The organism is Vibrio sinaloensis, from assembly GCF_000808535.1.
In the GTDB taxonomy this organism is placed as follows: domain Bacteria; phylum Pseudomonadota; class Gammaproteobacteria; order Enterobacterales; family Vibrionaceae; genus Vibrio; species Vibrio sinaloensis_D.
Genome location: NZ_JWLV01000009.1, coordinates 296,451 through 315,165, shown reverse-complemented (window position 1 = coordinate 315,165; position 18,715 = coordinate 296,451). Strand labels below are relative to the sequence as shown.

Here is an 18,715-nt window from a genome sequence, read left to right as displayed (position 1 = left end):
AAAGGCGTAGGCAGCGCCAATACAGACAAGGAGAAACCATGTCTACACAGATGTCAGTATTTCTAAGCCAAGATCCTGCAGCCCCTCATTGGGGAGACAACGCATTAATTTCGTTTTCCGACAAGGGAGCGACGATTCACCTTGGAGAAGGTCACGATCTTGGTGCCATTCAAAAGGCCGCGCGCAAGCTAGATGGACAAGGGATCGCTTCAGTGTCTCTTGTTGGTGACGGTTGGGATTTGGAAAGTGTTTGGGCATTTCACCAGGGTTACCGTGGGCCTAAAAAAGAGAATCACTGCCAATGGCAAGAGTTAGCAGAAGCGGATCAAGCTGAGCTGAGCGCGCGAATTAAAGCGACCGACTTCACTCGCGATATCATCAACAAAACCGCAGAAGAAGTTGCCCCTCGTCAATTGGCAACCATGGCGGCCGAGTTTATTAAGTCAGTAGCCCCAGAAGGTACCGTTAAAGCACGCATCGTAAAAGATAAAGATCTGTTGGCGGAAGGTTGGCAAGGCATCTATGCCGTGGGTCGTGGTTCAGACCGCACTTCGGCAATGCTTCAACTGGACTTTAACCCGACAGGTGATGAAAACGCACCAGTGTTTGCCTGCCTAGTGGGTAAAGGCATTACTTTTGATTCAGGTGGTTACAGCATTAAGCCGTCTGGATTTATGACCGCGATGAAAGCGGACATGGGCGGTTCTGGTACGATTACCGGCGGTCTTGGTCTTGCGATCATGCGTGGTTTGAATAAGCGTGTGAAGTTGATCCTATGTTGTGCGGAGAACATGATCTCAGGTCGAGCTTTGAAGTTGGGCGATATCATTACCTACAAGAATGGCAAAACCGTTGAGATCATGAATACCGATGCGGAAGGGCGTTTGGTACTTGCTGATGGCCTGATTTACGCGAGCGAACAAAATCCAGAGCTGATTATTGATTGTGCGACTCTAACGGGTGCTGCGAAGAACGCATTGGGTAATGACTACCATGCGCTAATGAGCTTTGATGATGAGCTTTCTCACCAAGCATTGACGGCAGCGCGTGAAGAGAAAGAAGGTCTATGGCCTTTGCCTTTGGCTGATTTCCATAGAGGAATGTTGCCATCGAACTTTGCGGATCTGTCAAACATCAGCAGTGGTGATTACTCTCCGGGTGCAAGCACTGCCGCAGCCTTCTTATCTTACTTTGTTGAAGATTACAAAAAAGGTTGGCTGCATTTTGACTGCGCCGCGACGTACCGAAAAGCTGCGACAGATAAATGGGCGGCCGGTGCAACTGGTGTTGGCGTTCGAAGCCTAGCGGGCCTATTGGTTCAGCAAGCAAATAAATAATATCAATGATTAAGAGGCCGTAGAGCCTCTTCTTTATCTAAACAAGAGAAAACGAAAGGATACCTTATGGCTCTAGAAAGAACTTTTTCTATCGTTAAGCCCGATGCAGTTAAGCGCAACCTGATTGGTGAGATTTATCATCGTATTGAAAAAGCGGGTCTACAAATTGTTGCCGCGAAGATGGTGCATCTAACAGAAGAGCAAGCGAGTGGCTTTTACGCAGAACATGAAGGCAAAGAGTTTTTCCCTGCATTGAAAGAATTCATGACGTCTGGGCCAATTATGGTTCAAGTACTTGAAGGTGAAAATGCGATTGCGCGTTACCGTGAGTTGATGGGTAAAACTAACCCAGAAGAAGCAGCGTGCGGCACAATCCGAGCGGACTACGCACTAAGCATGCGTTACAACTCCGTTCATGGTTCTGATAGCCCAACGTCGGCGGCAAGAGAAATCGAGTTTTTCTTCCCTCAGTCTGAAATCTGCCCAAGACCTTAATCATCAATTAGACGTTTATTGATAACTTTTACAAACCAACGCGCTGAATGCCGTTGGTTTTTTCTTTCAAGTGACGTATTGATGAGCGTCACATATTTCAATGATGTTAGTTTGAAAGTTGTTTTTTATGACACAGGGTATTGCATAATCGGTGGTTGAAGACTTATCAATTGGAATGATATTTTGGTCATGGATACCCTTAGAAAACAGTGTGCTTTGCTCTTCATCTTAGCGCTTGGCTTTGTCCAATATTCGTTCGCAGAAGATAACTTTAGTACTATTTTTCAGAATGAAGTGACGTGGGTAGCCGATAAGCGTTGGTCTTCTGATGCCCCATTTAACGACATTAATGAGTTTTTCAATGGTTCATCCGATAGCTTTGGTTTAACTGGTGGAACCTACACCAGTTTACTCGAGTTTAAGGTAAGCCATCCCAAAAGCTACGTTATTGATTTTCGTAATTCAGCCTTGATCGGCAAATTTGACCACTGGCTATTTGATGTAGAAGGGCGATTAGTTGCTCATTTTGCTGGTGGTTTGCTGTCTAATGAGCCAACCCCTTACTTTTTGCGTAACGGTAGGGAGGCTATGTTGACGCCTGGTCACTATTACCTCATTACCTCTCAGGCTTCTCAGTTCAATATCGCTCCTCCCACTCCTTTTATTATGGCGGAAGAAGAGTACATTCGGGAAATTAACCTTGGTAACACTATTACTCTTTTAGGCTTAGGGGTGTTCGTTGGTCTGTTCTTCTATTACCTCGTCTTATCGGTGACGCGCCTAAGTCTGGTTGATTTAAGTTACGCGCTGTTCATTGCTGGCAACTTAGTCTTTAATGCCACTACGTTACACGTTCTGCCTCAGCTGATGGGAGTACATTGGTATGGCGGGGCGAGTTGGCCTATTCTGTTTTCTAATATCGCTTACATTGTGTTTGTTATGTCCCTGCTACAAATCTCGCGACAGGCTGACAAGTACATGTGGTGGATTGGGGCAACGGTGATTGCGTTATTTAGTAGCTTCGTTCTGCTGTCATTTTTCATGCCTCATTGGCAGAACGAATTTAACCGTTTTGCTGTCGGCTTATTCTTACTATTTGGTGTCATCGCTGGCATATATAAGAGTCTGAAACGAAGCATCGTGGCTCGTTGGTATCTAGTGGCAAACGCAGGGTTCGTTGTACTCGGGTCGATAGCCATTTCGCAAGAGCAAATCGCGGACCTCAAAACCATCTACATGTCGCACATTGGGTTGATTGCTGTGACTTGGGAAGTTCTTTTCCTTTCATGCGTCATCGCTTATCAAATGACACGACTTCAACATGAAAAAACGCGCGCCTTAAAGCAAGCGAAAGATATGTTGGAAATAGCACATACCGATGCACTCACTCAATTACCCAACCGTTATGCTATGGAAAAGAAACTCAAAACGGCTGCGTCAGGTGAAGGGTTTATCTATATTGACTTGGATGGTCTGAAGTCGTGCAATGACAATTACGGTCACGAAATGGGCGACGAGCTACTGGTGACATTCAGTGAACGCTTAATGGCCGCACTGCCTAACAATGCCGAGCTTTATCGAATCTCCGGCGATGAGTTTGGCTTGGTATTTAGTGAGAGTAATGTCTCTCGCATTAAGGCTGCATTAGATGAGCTTGACCAAACATTAAGAACTCAATTCTTACCAAGTGTTGGTGTGAGTTACGGAGCAGCCCATTTCCAAACCAATGGCGACTATGAAGCCGTGGTGAGAGAGGCAGACAAAAATATGTTCAACAATAAGAAAAGAAAGTACCAACAACTCACCGAATACGAAATTTAAGATAATCGTTCCAATACTCGACCTCTAACACATGCCACCGTTTTTGATTGTGAGCGACGCTTACACCGCTAAGTTGCTACTCCTTACAAATTCTTGAGCATTCTCATTGAGTTATTGCTTTGCAGCCGATTTATCAAATACTCCTGACTGAATTATCTCGCCTAGGAGGAGGTTGCTTTTGATTGTATGTGTCTCAGTGAGTAACCCAATATCTGGTGATTGCTAGCTCCATACGCTGTCGAAGTGCTATCCGTAATGTTACTGGTGAGTGCTTTGGTGAGTGTCGCGTCGGGATTTAATCGAATAGAGAACTTTGTGAACCTATAGCATTTGAATGACACAGGCAGGGAGTTCGTCACCCCTTTTTGTTCATTGTTGAGGTTGGAACTCGAAAATGAGCGTATAAACAGCTATATTGTTTCCATGAAGCGTCACAGGGGTTCGATTTTTGAAGGTTGAACAGGTAGGACGTACACTTCATCGAAAGCGATCAAAAGGGGTGGTTGATTGGTTCTAGCGTTAGGCAGAAACAGGCTTTATTACCTATCCTACATGTGAGGGCAGCAGCCCAAACTTTTTTTAAATACAGCGCACGCAAGGGTATCAGTCTTGACAGATTGTGATATACTCTGCGCGCAATTTATACCTTATAAACAGAGTAAGACAATGGCAGATTTATCAAAGTACAGAAACATTGGTATTTTCGCGCACGTTGATGCGGGTAAAACTACCACCACTGAGCGTATCCTTAAGCTTACTGGTAAAATCCACAAAACTGGTGAAGTACACGACGGTGAGTCTACAACTGACTTCATGGAGCAGGAAGCTGAGCGTGGTATCACAATCCAGTCTGCTGCCGTAACTTGTGAGTGGAATGGCCACCGCCTAAACGTTATCGATACTCCGGGACACGTTGACTTTACAGTAGAAGTATACCGTTCACTTAAAGTTCTTGACGGTGGTATCGGTGTATTCTGTGGTTCTGGTGGTGTTGAGCCTCAGTCAGAAACAAACTGGCGCTACGCGAACGATTCAGAAGTTGCTCGTCTGATCTTCGTAAACAAACTAGACCGTATGGGTGCAGACTTCTTCAACGTTGTTGACCAAGTGAAGAACGTACTAGGCGCTAACCCACTAGTTATGACTCTGCCAATCGGTCGTGAAGACGATTTCGTTGGTGTTGTAGACGTACTAAACCGTAAAGCTTACGTTTGGGACGAAACTGGTCTACCAGAAAACTACGAAATTCAAGATGTTCCAGCGGACATGCTTGATGACCTAGAAGCGTACCGTGAAGAGCTAGTTGAGACTGCTGTAGAGCAAGACGACGACCTAATGGAAGCCTACATGGAAGGCGAAGAGCCAACTATCGAGCAGCTAAAAGCTTGTATCCGTAAAGGTACACGTGATCTAGCGTTCTTCCCAACGTTCTGTGGTTCTGCATTCAAGAACAAAGGCATGCAACTTATCCTTGACGCTGTTGTAGATTACCTACCAGCTCCAAACGAAGTTGATCCTCAGCCTCTAACAGATCCAGAAACTGGTGAGCCAACTGGCGAAGTTGCAACTGTATCTGCAGATGAGCCACTAAAAGCGCTAGCATTCAAAATCATGGATGACCGTTTTGGTGCCCTAACATTCGTACGTATCTACTCTGGCCGTCTGAAGAAGGGTGACACTATCCTTAACTCAGCGACTGGTAAAACAGAGCGTATCGGTCGTATGTGTGAGATGCAAGCGGACGAGCGTAACGAGCTAACTGAAGCTCAAGCTGGTGACATCATCGCTATCGTAGGTATGAAGAACGTTCAAACTGGTCACACTCTATGTGATCCTAAGCACGAATGTACTCTAGAAGCTATGATCTTCCCAGAACCAGTAATCTCTATTGCTGTTTCTCCAAAAGACAAAGGTTCTACAGAGAAAATGGGTATCGCGATTGGTAAGATGGTTGCAGAAGATCCATCATTCCAAGTTGAGACTGACGAAGACTCAGGCGAAACTATCCTGAAAGGTATGGGTGAACTTCACCTAGACATCAAGGTAGATATCCTTAAGCGTACTTACGGCGTTGAGCTTGAAGTAGGTGCTCCACAGGTAGCTTACCGTGAAACTATCACTCAAGCAGTTGAAGATAGCTACACGCACAAGAAGCAGTCTGGTGGTTCTGGTCAGTTCGGTAAGATCGACTACCGTATCCGCCCAGGTGAGCCAAACTCTGGCTTTACGTTCTCTTCAACAGTTGTTGGTGGTAACGTACCTAAAGAATTCTGGCCTGCAGTAGAGAAAGGCTTCGCATCTATGATGGACACTGGTGTTCTAGCTGGTTTCCCAACTCTAGACGTAGAAGTTGAACTATTCGACGGTGGTTTCCACGCAGTTGACTCTTCAGCAATCGCTTACGAAATCGCGGCGAAAGGCGCATTCCGTCAGTCTATGCCTAAAGCAGGTGCGCAACTTCTTGAGCCAATCATGAAAGTTGACGTGTTCACTCCAGAAGATAACGTTGGTGACGTAATCGGTGACCTTAACCGTCGTCGTGGTATGATCAAAGACCAACAAGCTGGTACTACAGGCGTTCGTATTAAAGCAGACGTTCCTCTATCAGAAATGTTTGGCTACATCGGTCACCTACGTACTATCACTTCTGGTCGTGGTCAGTTCTCTATGGAGTTCGGTCAATACGCACCTTGTCCAGCAAACGTTGCTGAGCAAGTTATCGCAGAAGTTAAAGAGCGCGAAGCTAAGAAGTAATTCTTGCTTTAGCTAGATAGCTTTAAAAGCCCCTGAAGTGAAAGCTTCAGGGGCTTTTTGTTATCTACTATTTGCCGTTTGTTGTATTGGTTTGAGTTATGAATGTTCTGATAACAATTAACGCTCGAAACGATAAAATTAATTGCCTTTCAATTAGGTAACATTTAGATAACTATGCGTGCGAATCCCAGCGCGTTGCTGGATAAGTTGGATCGCATACTATGAAAGCAATTTCCAAAGCTGTCGGACTGAGCGCTTTGTTGTTTAGTCTCTCTATACTGGCCAATGAAAACGTCCTTAATGTCTACGCTTGGGGAGGCTACCTGCCAGAAGCATCACTGAAAGCATTTGAAAAACAGCATGGTGTCACAGTTAACTACTCAACCTTTGAAAACAATGAGTCTATGTACACTAAGTTGAAGCTTGTGAAAGGCAAGGGGTATGACGTGGTTTTTGCTTCTGCTTACTTTATCGAGAAAATGAGCAGAGAAGGCTTACTTTCAGAGATTGACCACTCGCAAATCCCGAACTTGTCTGATGCGATGGAAGGCTTACTTGGTCAAGCTCACGACCCGAACAACCGCTACTCACTGCCGTATATTTGGGGAGTGACTGGTATTAGCTACAATGAGAGTTTGGTTGAAGAGCCTATTACAAAGTGGGCCCAGCTTTGGGATGCCAAATACGCACAGCAAGTCATGTTGATTGATGATATTCGTGACGTGTTTGGAATGGCGTTAAAACTCAATGGGCATAGCATTAACAGCAACAATGAGCAGGAAATTAAGCAAGCGTACGAATCATTGGTAGCACTAAAAGACAATGTGCTGCTTTATAATTCAGATGCGCCTCAAATGCCTTACGTTGCTGGTGAAGCTGCACTGGGCATGCAGTGGAATGGGAATGCGTATCAAGGGCAAGCTGAAATGGCGGAGCTGAAGTTCGTGATGCCTGAAGAGGGCGCCGTGTTGTGGATGGACAACTTTACCATTCCATCGGGAAGTCAAAACAAGGCACTTGCCCACCAATTTATTCGCTTTATGTACCAGCCGCAGCAGCAGGCTGAGATTGTAAACAGCTTGGGCTATGCCTCTGTCACTCAGTCGGGTCGAGCTCTGCTGGTGGATGAGTTAAAAAACAATGCCACCATTTTCCCATCAGTGGAAGATATCCAAAAAGGTGAGTTTATCAATGATGTTGGCAGTGAGACCCTAGCGATTTACGAAAAGTACTGGCAACGCCTAAGAGCTCAATAGTATCAAGAGTTCAGATTGCCCCTTATCGATGAGGGGCAATTTAGTCTGATGTTGAAATCTCACTATGTAACCAGTTCGCGAATGCTGAGATGCGTTGGCGACGCGGCGATTTGTCGTCATAGAAGAGATTAAACTGAATGCCCGGAGTCATTCCAATATCGAAAGGTTTAAATAATAATCCCCGTTCGACGTAGTCACTAGCTAACGAATCAGAAGCCAGACAAGCCCCATGACCTGCCATAACGGCATTCATAGCGTGATCAAAGGTACTGACGTCCATCCACTGAACCGATTCTTTGTTCATTGTCACACCTGCTTGGGCAAACCAGCTTTGCCAAGGGTAGCCGCCGGACTCGTAGTGAATCAACCAAGTATTGAGTAGCTGTTCGGGGTTGGAAAGGTCAATGCTCTTGGCCAGATGAGGGGAGCAGAACGGGTAAATGGTCTCCTCAAACAGAAATTCTTTGTGCAGTTTACTGTCGCTATTGATGTCCAATTCGTCTCCTTGCCAAATTGCTAAGTCGGCATCCCCTTGTTTTAAATTGGGAGCATCGCAACTGGTCAAAATACGAATTGGGATATTCGGATGTTGAGTTGAAAACTTCCATAGCCTTGGAAGCAGCCAGCGAGATGCAAAAGACGGTGTAGAGCTGACGCAAAGCAATCCTTCTACAGGTTCGCTTTGGATTTGATTGAGACCACTGACGATGATCTCAAGCCCCTGAGATACATGCCGATATAGAACTTTCCCAGCTTCAGTTAGGCGCATTTCCCGTCCATCACGGACAAAAAGTTTGCAACCAAGTCCATCTTCTAACTGGCGAATCTTCTGGCTGACAGCTGCTTGGCTGATGAACAGCTCTTCTGCGGCGCGACTGTAACTGTTTAGCCGTGCAGCAACTTCAAAGTAGCGCAGTCCTGGTAGGTGATGCAGCCTAGCATCCATAAATACATCCTGTATAAACTAGAAGGGGAGTGCAATCATAATGGCTTTGATTAAAAAGCAAAAGGAGAGCGGGTGCTCTCCTTTGATGTGTTAACTACTCTTCCCACACGACCAACTGACCTTTTGGCCAGTTTTGCCCCATATCGTGGTACTTCTGTTCAAGCACATGGCGCTTTATCTTCAACGTTGGCGTTAAGATACCATTCTCAATACTCCAAGGGTCTTTGATCATCAATACCCCTTTAATCTGCTCGTGTGACTCCAGTTCCTGGTTCATCCGAGTGATAACTTTCTTGGTGGTACGCTCATAACGAGCACGGTCAAAGTTCGGAAAATCATGAGGAACAACCAGTAAGATAGGGGCAGGTAATCCGAGGCCAATCAGGCACATCATCTCGACACGGCTGTACTCAAAGAGTTTCTTCTCTATAGGAACTGGTGCAACGAACTTGCCTTTTGCCGTCTTGAAGTTGTCCTTCTTGCGCCCTTGAATGGTTAAATAACCGTCACTATCGAGAGAGCCAATATCACCGGTGTGCAACCAGCCTTCAGCATCAAACGACTCTTGTGTGGCGATGTCATTTTTGTAGTAACCCGAGAAAAGCCCCTTACCGCGAACCATAATCTCGTCATCTTCAGCGATTTTGAGTTCAATCCCTGGGCCTGCGTTACCCACACTACCAATCTTGTCTGCGCGGAATGGGTAGTTCAACGTACTGTACGCGAACGACTCGGTCATCCCCCATGCTTCAGTAATATTGAGGCCAACGCTACGGTACCATTCGAGTAATGCGGGTGACACTGGGGCTGAGCCACAACCTAGCACACGCGCTTGATCTAAACCTAGGCCATCGGCGAGCTTCTTCTTAATTAAGGAGTTCACAAATGGAATCTTAAGTAAGATGTTGAGTTTTTTCTGTGGCAGCTTGTCTTGAATGCGTTGCTGGAACAGGGTCCATAAACGAGGGACAGAGATGAACAACGTCGGGCGCTGCATTTTTACATCTTCAATAAAGGTGTCTAGAGATTCTGGGAAGGCGGTTTGAACGCCTCCTTGAATAGAAGAACCGAAGATATAAACGCGCTCGGTGATATGAGCCAGCGGCAAATAGGAGAATAACCGATCGTTCTCTTGAATTCCGATGTGATTGATCAACTGCTGTACTGACCAACTAAATGCGCCGTAAGTGAGCATCGCTCCTTTTGGCAAGCCAGAGGTACCAGAGGTGTACACCAGTGACATCAGTTTATCGTCATGGTGTTGAGGTCTGTCTTGGCTAGGCTCGAACTTCTCAATCAGATCATTGAAGCTGTGCTGACATTTTGGCGCGCTGTCATAAGGTAATGACACCGTAATCAGGTTTTCCTGAGAATCAATGACCTGCTGCGTTGCCGCGGCATCATCGAGTTTACCGCCAATCAGCACTTTACTTTCGCTGTGGGTGACACAGTATTCGATGGTGTCGGCACCTGCAGTGGGAAAGATCGGCACACTGACAAAGTCACCAAGCATCATGGCTAAGTCACAAATAAACCATTCCGCACAGTTTTTGGATACAAGCGCGACTTTATCGCCGGGTTGTAAGCCAAATTCTTTTAACGCTGTTGCCAGCCTTAGGGCTTTATCGGCAACCTCTGCGTATGTGTATTCGACAAACTGACGATTAATAATCTGCTTTAGGTAGATCTCATTGGGACGTTCCTCGGCCCATTTCAAGATCATTTCGTTCGGTGGTGGGAGAGCACAAGTTGGTTTGCTTAACTCGTTAGGCTGAATCATTCTCTAACTCCATGTTATTGGCAAAATAATGATTTATTTTTATTGTTAACAGCTTGTTAACTTTAGCATGGAAGAAGAAAGAGAGTGAAGCATTGCGATAATAATATACCCAAGGTGTGACGCTGATATTAGTGTAGCTGACGGTACACTGCGGGACTTAACCCTGTTTTCTTTTTAAAGATACGCGAAAAGTACGAAACGTCATGGTAGCCGCACTGAAAAGCGATGAACGAAATCTTCTCTTTCCTTTCCTTTACAAGTAATTGTTTTGCAAGATTAATTCTCTTCAGTACCAAGTAGTCTCGAAAGCTAACCCCGATGTTTTTGTGAAAAAATTTTGAAAAGTAAGTCACTGAATAGTGGCAGTATTCTGCAATATCTTCCTCGCGAATGGTGCGTGATAGGTTCTTATCGATGTAGCGCAAAATTTCGATAAGATCTTTACTCACATTCTGCTTTTTGATCATTGAAGTCAGTTTATGAATTTCGAGTATTTCTTGGTGTTTAGTAAATTGATAGTGGATTTGTTGGCTGAGGTTTTTAGCCCATTGGTTTTCAAGGGAAGCTGATACATCGTACGTTTTTATCACCACGTCGAGGGACGCGATCTCGTCACTCAAGGGACCGTTGTGTAACACCACTAAGCTTTTATCGAGGTTTTGGCATAGCTTGGCTGCTGTCACGAACAAGGCATCGAAAGAGGGTTGGTAGTGGAAAAAGCAAAAGTGAATGTTGGGCTCACTCAATACAGATACGTCGTAGCCGTAATCTTTTATATCAAAAAATTCGCCTAGATCGCGAAGAATGTCTTTGGGAATAAACGAGGTCGATTGACCAAGCCAGTAACCACTGTGGAGTACATTCAAATAAGTTAACCCTAATTTAGTTTTAATTTGTATACATAAGGTTAGGTTAGGCTTCTGTGAACCTCAACTTTTGTCTGAATGCTCGTGGACTTGTTTTTGATATTACTGTTGATTGTTCGATTGGTTTTTGGGAGTAAGATCTGTTTTTGTTTGATTTTTAATCTTGTCAAGTATCAAAACTGATACAAGTGCTCATCTCTATTTTATATAAAGTTTGCATTTTTTGTCTGGAAAGTATAACTCAATTTAATCAATCTCTTATGTTGTCTGTTGTGAGATTTTCTTGTTTGTATAGCGCTTGGTAAGACTCAAATAAATGGCTTTAGGGTTCAAAAATAACCAAAAGTACTGGTTTGGATATGGCAAAAAAGTACCAAAAATAGCCAAGAAAGTCCTAACTAGTAGCGATGGAAAACTCCTAACTTATAAGTAAGCAAGACGCAGGGTACTTGTTAGAAAGGAGACAGATTATGAGCAAGGTACTAAATAACATCAAAGCATTTCTAAAGGACGAAGAAGGTTTGACAGTGGTTGAATACGTAGTAGGCGCAGGTCTTCTGGTACTTGGCTTGTCCGGTATTTTCGGGGCATTCAGCTCAGTGTTGGAAGCAGAACTTAATAGCGTGTTTAGCTAGTCGAACAGGCGTAATTTATACCCTTATAGAAAACAGGCATTATTCCCAATTCCTACTAATATAGTTGTATAGGTTTGATTCAACGAAAGAACCAAGCCTATGCAACAAGTAGGAGTTAACCATGTCACTACATCATAAAGCACGAAACTTTTTTCTAGATGAATCAGGCTTGACCGTCGTTGAATACGTGGTTGGGGCGAGCGTAATGTTAGTTGGACTTTCGGGTCTTTTTGCTGCTTTTAGAGACGTACTTTCCGAAGAGTTTGATTCGTTGTTCAGCGACTAAAATGAACATGAGGTAGGCTACTGTGGAGTATGTTATCTGGTTCATTCTGTTTATCGTGGCGGTCTCAGATGCTAAAGAGCATCGGATTCCTAATGCACTACTTCTTCTCACCTTAATCGCTTGTATTGCAAGAATGATCGTTGAACCGGATCTCACGCCGAGCTGGAGTGCGGCTGCAATAGGGTTTGCGGTTATGTTCGCAGGATCTCTCATGCTCCATTTGCTGAGAGTGATGGCGCCGGGTGACGTTAAGTTGTTAGCGGTTATCGGTTTTTGGCTTGGTTGGGGGCAACTTTTTGATGCCACTCTATGGATTGCGGCGACCAGCATTATGGTCGGGCTCACTTACGCGTTGGTCCGTGTCGCAGGAAAAGAACACAAGATGAGAGATCAACTCTCACGCTACAAATTATTGTTTGCATATGGCCGGGCAGGCACTAAGGCTTTAGAAGAGAATTCAACCGAAAAATTGAGAATGCCTTTCGCTCCCATAGTCGTAATCGGCGTGGCATTACATCACTACTTCTAGTGATGACGTAAACAAAGGAGTGTTTATGGTGCAATCAAACAATGCAGTGAAACACAGAGTCGAACTCACCCCTCAAGCAGACGCCCCTCCGGTGCCCACCTCTTTTGATGCTTTAAAAATCCCAAGAGCCGTCCTTGAAAACTTATTGCTTAAGCATCTCGCGGCTTATCCAAAATCTGACATATTAAAGCTAACCGAACTTATGTGCATCAATAGCCACATGATTGAGGATATGCTCGCCGATCTCAGGGCTAAATCACACGTCGAGGTGTTTCAAGCGCCGGCGTCGGGGTTTGGCTCTGTTTCGACCGGGAATGTGCGTTACGGCTTATCAGAAATGGGAATGCAAGAAGCGGATGATGCGTTTGCGAAAGATGCTTACCTAGGTCCGGCGCCTGTCTCATTACCCGACTATGAAAGCATGGTAAAGGCTCAAGATGTTCGTGCCCATATGGTGAACCGTCGAGATGTAAGTTTTGCGCTTTCCGAAGTGTTAGGTGCCGAAAGAATGATCTCTGTACTTGGGCCTGCCATCAACTCTGGTCGTGCTTTATTGTTGTATGGAGATGCGGGTACGGGTAAAACCTTCGTCGCAACGCGGCTTCTTAATTCTCTCAATACATCGGTCTACATTCCGTATGCGGTTTATGCTGCGGGTAACATCATTAAAGTGTTTTCACCTCAGCACCACAAAAAAGTGGCCAGCTCAGAAATTAAGTCCATCACATTTAAAGAGCAGTTTGACCGCCGTTGGGCGTTGTGTGAGCGCCCGAGTATTCAAGTGGGCGGCGAACTCACGATGGAAATGCTAGAGGTCAATCACTCTGAGCACAACCGAGTATGGATGGCTCCTCTGCAAATGATGGCCAACAACGGTATCTTCATCATTGACGATTTGGGCAGACAACCTATGCCCGTCGATACCTTGCTCAATCGCTGGATTGTGCCAATGGAGTATTTCTATGACTATCTCAACTTGCCGAACGGCCAGCAGATCACGATTCCCTTTATTTTAACTCTGGCCTTTTCTACGAACTTAGATCCGGAAAAGATCAGTGACCCCGCATTTCTACGTCGCTTGGGCTACAAGATTCAATTTGGCCCACTACTAAAAGAAGAGTACCACTCACTTTGGGACACCTTCGCCCAGTCCAAAAACCTAACGGTGAGTGCAGAAAGTTATCAACAACTGTTCGATTTGCATAGTCAGCATAGCGTTGGTTTTTATCCTTGTATTCCAAAGGATATTGTCGGTATCAGCCGAGATATCATTGTTTTTGAAGAAGTAGAGCCAGTTATCTCCCCTGAAATAGTCACCCGCGCCTGGGAAGTGTATTTCACCGCTGACGGAAAAGGAGGAGGAGAACGATGAGCCGAAATCAAGTCATATTACTATTCTTGCTATCCATAGTGTTTGGCTTAGGAGCTGTGTTTTTTGCTAAGCAGTGGATGGATAGACAACTGCAACCCCAAACCGAGCTGGAGGTTGTTGAGCGTGAGCCAGTGATCATCGCCAGCCAAGAAATTCCCGCGGGTACGCCCATTGAAGAGCAGCACATCACTACCAAATTACTGGAAGTTGAGTGGCGCAACGAGGGGCAGTTTACTGATCAAAATGCCATTCTTGGGCAAGTTGTCGCGACCACCATATTCCCCGGTGAAGTCTTGCATCAAAACAGACTGACTGTTCCGGGAGAAGGGTCGACGCTGGCGTCATTAATTCCTGAAAACAAACGCGCAGTCACTATTCGCGTCAATGATGTGATTGGTGTGGCAGGCTTCCTATTGCCGGGAAACCGCGTCGATGTTCTCAATACCATTAAATACAGCGCAACCTCTGCCAACACGGTCACCGTACTTAAAGACATCAAAGTACTGGCGGTTGACCAAACGGCAAGAACCAAAGAAAACAAACCGATCATTGTTCGTGCGGTGACCCTTGAAGTCTCGCCAAAAGATGCGGAAAAGCTGTTAACCGCAAGAAGTAAAGGGGAGATTCAATTAACACTTCGAAACCCTCATGAAGAAGAAAAAGTGGTCAAAAAATACGTCGCACCAAGTGTCACGATTTTGAAAGGCACCGAGTCGAGCAATATCAGAGTCAGGGATTGAGGTGAGCTATGTTGAAACGGATTTTAGTTATTTTAGTCAGTCTAAGTTTTGCGTGGAGCGCCACGGCCACCACTCAATCTGGAAAAATTGTCAAAGTACCCCATCACAAATCCACCCATGTCACATTGGCAGGGAAAGCGAAACGGGTCTCGCTTGGTGACCCTGAAGTGCTTGATATTGTGATGTTGAAATCGGATGAAGTGTTTCTGATTGGTAAGAAACTCGGCTCGACAAATTTGATGGCTTGGGACCGTCAAGGGCAGTTAATCGAATCGATCAATATCGAGGTGACCCACGATCTCAACAGCTTGAAAGCGAAGTTGTATGAGTTCTTACCCAATGAAGAGATCAAGGTTCATAGCGCGCAGAATCGTCTGATTTTGAGTGGCCAGATCAGCAGCCAATCAGCAATGAATATTGCGTTGCGAGTGGCTGAAACCTACTCAGCAGGGCAAGAGGTCGACAAAGAAAACAAATCGCTCAGTGAACAAGTGCAAAAAACGGGCGTGATCAATTTGATGACCATTGGCGGCGCCCAACAAGTGATGCTTGAAGTCACGGTGGCGGAAGTGCAGCGCAGTTTAGTCAGAAAATTTGACTCGAACTTTCACTTCTTTGAGAGCAACGGAAGTTTCTCATGGGGCGGTACTTCGGCAGGGGCAATTATTGATGACGTTGGCGGCGGTATTGGGCCAATTTTCAATACGCCAGGCATCGACAGCACGGGCTTGCTAGGCACCTTTATTGATGGCGATACCTTATTCACGTTTGCTCTCGATATCGCGAAACAAAACGGCACAGCGAAAGTCTTGGCCGAGCCAAATCTCACCGCATTGAGCGGAGCGAAAGCTGAGTTTTTGGCGGGTGGTGAATTTCCAATTCCTGTGCCCGATGAAAACGGCATTACCATCGAGTACAAAGAATATGGTGTCGGACTCAAGTTCATTCCCACCGTGTTGAGCGATAAAAACATCAACCTCAATCTGGCGGTGGATGTCAGTGAGATTGCCAATACGTCCTCGTTAACCTTATCTCCTGGTGGCACCAACAGCACCTATGTGATTCCACCTATCACGCGTCGCAGCGCCTCATCTACTATAGAGTTAGCGGATGGGCAAACCATCGGTATTGCGGGGCTATTGAGTGAAAACGTGCGCGATGTAGTGAGTGGTATGCCCGGGTTTAGTGATATTCCAGTCCTTGGCCAGATGTTTAACAGCCAAGAGTACATTTCCGGTGAAACTGAGCTGGTGATCTTAGTGACGCCAAGGTTGGCTAAGCCGATTGACCGAAATCGAGTGTCACTGCCTACCGACTCGTTCGTTGAGCCGAATGACTTTGAATACTACTTACTCGGCCGCGGCGCTTATATCGCGCCCTCAAACCAATCTCGACCTCAAGATGTGCAAGACACCAACTTTGTGGATTACTCCAAAGGTGGCACCGAAGGCACGTTCGGGCACAGCTTATAGGGGGCAATATGGAAAACAAACGAATCATAGTCGCGCTGTTGTGTACACAAGCTCTACTGCTTGGCTGCGTCAACAACGCTGAGCGTTTAGGCCAGCATGTGGCGAAACTAAAAACAGAACAGGTCTACAACCCGAATGCAACAAATGAAAATTTGGGGATAATGCCTGAAGGTAGTGGTGAACGAATGGAAGGTGCCTACCAAGTCTACACCGGTAAACAAGATACCGATTTGGGCGGCATTGACAGTCAATTCTTGGAAGGCTTTTCGAAGTAGCCTTAAGGACAACACTATGACAAAGGGTAATCAGCTTAAACAACGCGGCATGACGTTGGTATTAGTCACCGCAGCCATGCTGGCTTTGATCGGCGTCGCGGCGCTCTCGATAGATGTGAACCACGCGATGTTGAACAAAACCCGACTGCAAAATAGTGTTGATGCCGCGGCACTGGCTGCTGCGATCGTGCTCGATAATGGCGGTAGCGAAGCCCAAGCCACCGCAGCCGCCAAAACGACATTGACCAATGTTGCCAATGCCACTGGCAATACAGAGATGGACTTCACATCGGCGCAAGTTGTAGTGCAGTTCTCTAACGATCCGGCCACGTTTCCATTTTCTGGTTTTGACCCAGGCGAAGACAGCTACGCGCGAGTTGCGGTGAGCAACTTTGCGTTGAGTAACTTTTTCGCGCATGTGTTCAGTGTCGATAAAAACCTAGCATCAACGGCCGTTGCTGGGCCAAGTCCGAGTAATACCTTGGTGACCAATGTGGTGCCTATTGCCGTCTGTGAAGGGGAAGATGTTGGGACCAATGGATACGATCAAGGCAGCATCTACGCATTGAAAATCGCCGATCAGAATCAAAGTCAAATGGGGCCGGGTAACTATCAGTTGTTGGACTTTGGCTCAGGTGCCTCCACGGTGCGTGAAGCGCTAGCTGGCGGATACAAAGGCGCGATTGATATTAGCAAACCTGTAACCACAAAACCCGGCAACACCATAGGACCGGTTGGACAAGGGCTAAACACACGTTTTGATAACTACTCAGGCGGTGGCGTTTCATCGACCGACTACCCACCAGATGTTTACGTTAAAGAACCGGTAAAAAGCGCCAAGCTCGATAACGACGGAAACGTGGATTATAGCGACACTAGTGGTGCAGGGGGGCAACCTTGGGGTTACGAAGATTATTTGGCGGCACTGCCTGATTGTACCGGTGATTCAGCGTGTCGCATTAACTCTGGCGGACAGGAAAATCGCCGTATCTTAGTGATTCCGGTGGTCGACTGTTCGGGAGCATCTGGTGGTACAAGTAATTTTAACGTCACTGCGCTAGCGTGCTTTTTTATGCTTCAACAAGCCCCAACAAGCAACAGCGGCAAAGAAGCGGTGTTTGGAGAGTTTATTGAAGATTGTACCGTTTCTGGCGGAGTCCCAGGGCAAAACTCCAGTAATGACGGACCTTACCGAATTGTGTTGTATCGGGACCCACACGGAGAAGAATCATGAAAACTTGTCGTAAGCAGAAAGGGCTAGCGGCGGTAGAGATGATCATCACTATCCCCGTTTTGCTATTGATTTTAATGGCCATTACGGAAGTGGGAAACGCGTTTATCCGTTACAACACGCTCAATAAAATGGCTCAAAATGGTATTCGCTATGCCACCACAGAAATTACGGGCACCGCTAGCTACGATCAAATCGCGGATGTGAATGCAATAAAGAATATCGTCGTTTATGGCTCCTCAACTGTCGGTGATGGGGCTAAAGCCATGGTAGATGGGCTGACGACGTCCGATGTGAATGTGAATCACGCTGGTGGTTATGTGACGGTGACGATTAATCATACTTACACGCCCATGATGGGATCGTTTCGAAGTGGGATGAATTTCAGTTTCCCACTGAATGCCTCTGCGATGATGAGGACTGCGCCATGAAAAAGCAAAGCGGTGTGTCTGTGATTGAATTTACCATCATCTCAACAGCCTTGTTGCTGGTGATTTTCTCGGTGATCGAAGTCGGAAGGTATGTTTATTCCTTACAGGTTATTAATGACATTACACGTGTCGCGGCCCGTTTAGCGGTTGTGTGCCGTGTTGAAGACAGAAATGATATCCCCGCATTGGCGATGCCTGATTATGCTCCTGGCGGGCTAACTACGGCCAATTTGGTCGTGGACTATCTTGATGATTCTGGGAATGTGGTAACAGGAACTCTGACAGATGACGATGTGTTTTCTACAATTAGATATGTAAGGGCGAGAGTAGTGAACTTTAGCTATCAATTCACAGGGTTATTGACCTTTGTAAACTTAACTGGGCTCTTACAAGTCCCCGAGTTTGAAACGATTCGACCGAGGGAAAACTTGGGACACCATCGCTGGACGGACACAAGCGGTGACAACAGCACTGACTGCTAGGAGGAAT

18 protein-coding genes are annotated in these 18,715 nt (G+C 45.9%); 15 read left to right on the top strand and 3 right to left on the bottom strand.

The features are described 5' to 3' along the window. Window positions 1-38 precede the first annotated feature (38 nt). From pepB to RJ47_RS07260, 5 genes are all read left to right on the top strand, one after another. Window positions 39-1,337 (top strand): aminopeptidase PepB, encoded by a 1,299-nt coding sequence (pepB, locus tag RJ47_RS07280; RefSeq protein WP_039482814.1) that lies wholly within the window; start codon window positions 39-41, stop codon window positions 1,335-1,337. Window positions 1,338-1,403: 66 nt separating this feature from the next. Then, window positions 1,404-1,832, top strand: a complete 429-nt coding sequence (gene ndk / locus RJ47_RS07275) for a nucleoside-diphosphate kinase (protein WP_005476778.1) — start codon at window positions 1,404-1,406, stop codon at window positions 1,830-1,832. 189 nt (window positions 1,833-2,021) lie between these two features. Next, a complete protein-coding gene (locus tag RJ47_RS07270; RefSeq protein ID WP_052237925.1) occupies window positions 2,022-3,653 on the top strand; it encodes a sensor domain-containing diguanylate cyclase in 1,632 nt (543 codons plus the stop codon). A 666-nt stretch (window positions 3,654-4,319) separates the two neighbouring features. Continuing rightward, complete coding sequence (gene fusA / locus RJ47_RS07265; RefSeq protein WP_038139855.1) at window positions 4,320-6,407, top strand: elongation factor G; 2,088 nt, start codon at window positions 4,320-4,322, stop codon at window positions 6,405-6,407. A gap of 221 nt (window positions 6,408-6,628) precedes the next feature. Next, window positions 6,629-7,663, top strand: coding sequence for an ABC transporter substrate-binding protein (locus RJ47_RS07260; RefSeq protein WP_039482811.1), 1,035 nt, complete (start codon window positions 6,629-6,631; stop codon window positions 7,661-7,663). Window positions 7,664-7,703: 40 nt separating this feature from the next. Here RJ47_RS07260 and RJ47_RS07255 read toward each other — a convergent pair whose 3' ends face one another. The 3 genes from RJ47_RS07255 to RJ47_RS07245 form a co-directional block, all read right to left on the bottom strand. Beyond that, on the bottom strand, window positions 7,704-8,609 hold the full coding sequence (locus tag RJ47_RS07255) for a LysR substrate-binding domain-containing protein (RefSeq protein WP_038189665.1): 906 nt from the start codon (window positions 8,607-8,609) through the stop codon (window positions 7,704-7,706). Window positions 8,610-8,703: 94 nt separating this feature from the next. Beyond that, the gene (locus RJ47_RS07250) at window positions 8,704-10,389 is read right to left on the bottom strand and encodes an AMP-binding protein (protein ID WP_038139859.1); all 1,686 of its coding nucleotides are present in this window, start codon (window positions 10,387-10,389) and stop codon (window positions 8,704-8,706) included. Between the two features lie 128 nt (window positions 10,390-10,517). Beyond that, window positions 10,518-11,255 (bottom strand): helix-turn-helix domain-containing protein, encoded by a 738-nt coding sequence (locus tag RJ47_RS07245; RefSeq protein ID WP_039482807.1) that lies wholly within the window; start codon window positions 11,253-11,255, stop codon window positions 10,518-10,520. Between the two features lie 470 nt (window positions 11,256-11,725). Between RJ47_RS07245 and RJ47_RS07240 the strand changes: the two genes are divergently transcribed. The 10 genes from RJ47_RS07240 (at window position 11,726) to RJ47_RS07200 (ending at window position 18,708) form a co-directional block, all read left to right on the top strand. Further along, window positions 11,726-11,890, top strand: a complete 165-nt coding sequence (locus RJ47_RS07240) for a Flp family type IVb pilin (protein ID WP_005471504.1) — start codon at window positions 11,726-11,728, stop codon at window positions 11,888-11,890. A 121-nt stretch (window positions 11,891-12,011) separates the two neighbouring features. After that, window positions 12,012-12,176: a Flp family type IVb pilin gene (locus RJ47_RS21410; RefSeq protein WP_179944629.1), complete on the top strand. Its 165-nt coding sequence runs from the start codon at window positions 12,012-12,014 to the stop codon at window positions 12,174-12,176. Between the two features lie 22 nt (window positions 12,177-12,198). Further along, the gene (locus RJ47_RS07235) at window positions 12,199-12,705 is read left to right on the top strand and encodes an A24 family peptidase (protein ID WP_039482801.1); all 507 of its coding nucleotides are present in this window, start codon (window positions 12,199-12,201) and stop codon (window positions 12,703-12,705) included. Between the two features lie 25 nt (window positions 12,706-12,730). Then, on the top strand, window positions 12,731-14,077 hold the full coding sequence (locus tag RJ47_RS07230; RefSeq protein WP_038139864.1) for an ATP-binding protein: 1,347 nt from the start codon (window positions 12,731-12,733) through the stop codon (window positions 14,075-14,077). Continuing rightward, on the top strand, window positions 14,074-14,817 hold the full coding sequence (gene cpaB, locus RJ47_RS07225) for a Flp pilus assembly protein CpaB (protein ID WP_038189671.1): 744 nt from the start codon (window positions 14,074-14,076) through the stop codon (window positions 14,815-14,817). Before RJ47_RS07230 ends, cpaB begins: the two co-directional genes overlap by 4 nt. Window positions 14,818-14,825: 8 nt before the next feature. After that, a complete protein-coding gene (locus RJ47_RS07220; RefSeq protein WP_039482798.1) occupies window positions 14,826-16,289 on the top strand; it encodes a type II and III secretion system protein family protein in 1,464 nt (487 codons plus the stop codon). 8 nt (window positions 16,290-16,297) lie between these two features. After that, complete coding sequence (locus tag RJ47_RS07215; protein ID WP_039482796.1) at window positions 16,298-16,564, top strand: hypothetical protein; 267 nt, start codon at window positions 16,298-16,300, stop codon at window positions 16,562-16,564. 16 nt (window positions 16,565-16,580) lie between these two features. After that, window positions 16,581-17,798, top strand: a complete 1,218-nt coding sequence (locus RJ47_RS07210) for a Tad domain-containing protein (protein WP_039482791.1) — start codon at window positions 16,581-16,583, stop codon at window positions 17,796-17,798. Then, a complete protein-coding gene (locus RJ47_RS07205; RefSeq protein ID WP_039482788.1) occupies window positions 17,795-18,226 on the top strand; it encodes a TadE/TadG family type IV pilus assembly protein in 432 nt (143 codons plus the stop codon). The genes RJ47_RS07210 and RJ47_RS07205 overlap by 4 nt, the downstream gene beginning before the upstream one ends. Then, window positions 18,223-18,708 carry a TadE/TadG family type IV pilus assembly protein gene (locus tag RJ47_RS07200; RefSeq protein WP_039482785.1) on the top strand — a complete coding sequence of 162 codons (486 nt, stop codon included), beginning with the start codon at window positions 18,223-18,225 and terminating at the stop codon, window positions 18,706-18,708. Before RJ47_RS07205 ends, RJ47_RS07200 begins: the two co-directional genes overlap by 4 nt. Window positions 18,709-18,715: the final 7 nt, after the last annotated feature.

Bases quoted from the DNA above. Each gene is read 5' to 3' on its own strand.
- pepB (WP_039482814.1), top strand. From the start codon at position 39: ATGTCTACACAGATGTCAGTATTTCTAAGCCAAGATCCTGCAGCCCCT.
- cpaB (WP_038189671.1), top strand. From the start codon at position 14,074: ATGAGCCGAAATCAAGTCATATTACTATTCTTGCTATCCATAGTGTTT.
- RJ47_RS07200 (WP_039482785.1), top strand. From the start codon at position 18,223: ATGAAAAAGCAAAGCGGTGTGTCTGTGATTGAATTTACCATCATCTCA.
- RJ47_RS07205 (WP_039482788.1), top strand. From the start codon at position 17,795: ATGAAAACTTGTCGTAAGCAGAAAGGGCTAGCGGCGGTAGAGATGATC.
- RJ47_RS07270 (WP_052237925.1), top strand. From the start codon at position 2,022: ATGGATACCCTTAGAAAACAGTGTGCTTTGCTCTTCATCTTAGCGCTT.
- RJ47_RS07250 (WP_038139859.1), bottom strand. From the start codon at position 10,389: ATGATTCAGCCTAACGAGTTAAGCAAACCAACTTGTGCTCTCCCACCA.
- RJ47_RS21410 (WP_179944629.1), top strand. From the start codon at position 12,012: ATGTCACTACATCATAAAGCACGAAACTTTTTTCTAGATGAATCAGGC.
- RJ47_RS07210 (WP_039482791.1), top strand. From the start codon at position 16,581: ATGACAAAGGGTAATCAGCTTAAACAACGCGGCATGACGTTGGTATTA.
- ndk (WP_005476778.1), top strand. From the start codon at position 1,404: ATGGCTCTAGAAAGAACTTTTTCTATCGTTAAGCCCGATGCAGTTAAG.
- RJ47_RS07220 (WP_039482798.1), top strand. From the start codon at position 14,826: ATGTTGAAACGGATTTTAGTTATTTTAGTCAGTCTAAGTTTTGCGTGG.
- RJ47_RS07230 (WP_038139864.1), top strand. From the start codon at position 12,731: ATGGTGCAATCAAACAATGCAGTGAAACACAGAGTCGAACTCACCCCT.
- RJ47_RS07255 (WP_038189665.1), bottom strand. From the start codon at position 8,609: ATGGATGCTAGGCTGCATCACCTACCAGGACTGCGCTACTTTGAAGTT.
- RJ47_RS07260 (WP_039482811.1), top strand. From the start codon at position 6,629: ATGAAAGCAATTTCCAAAGCTGTCGGACTGAGCGCTTTGTTGTTTAGT.
- fusA (WP_038139855.1), top strand. From the start codon at position 4,320: ATGGCAGATTTATCAAAGTACAGAAACATTGGTATTTTCGCGCACGTT.
- RJ47_RS07215 (WP_039482796.1), top strand. From the start codon at position 16,298: ATGGAAAACAAACGAATCATAGTCGCGCTGTTGTGTACACAAGCTCTA.
- RJ47_RS07240 (WP_005471504.1), top strand. From the start codon at position 11,726: ATGAGCAAGGTACTAAATAACATCAAAGCATTTCTAAAGGACGAAGAA.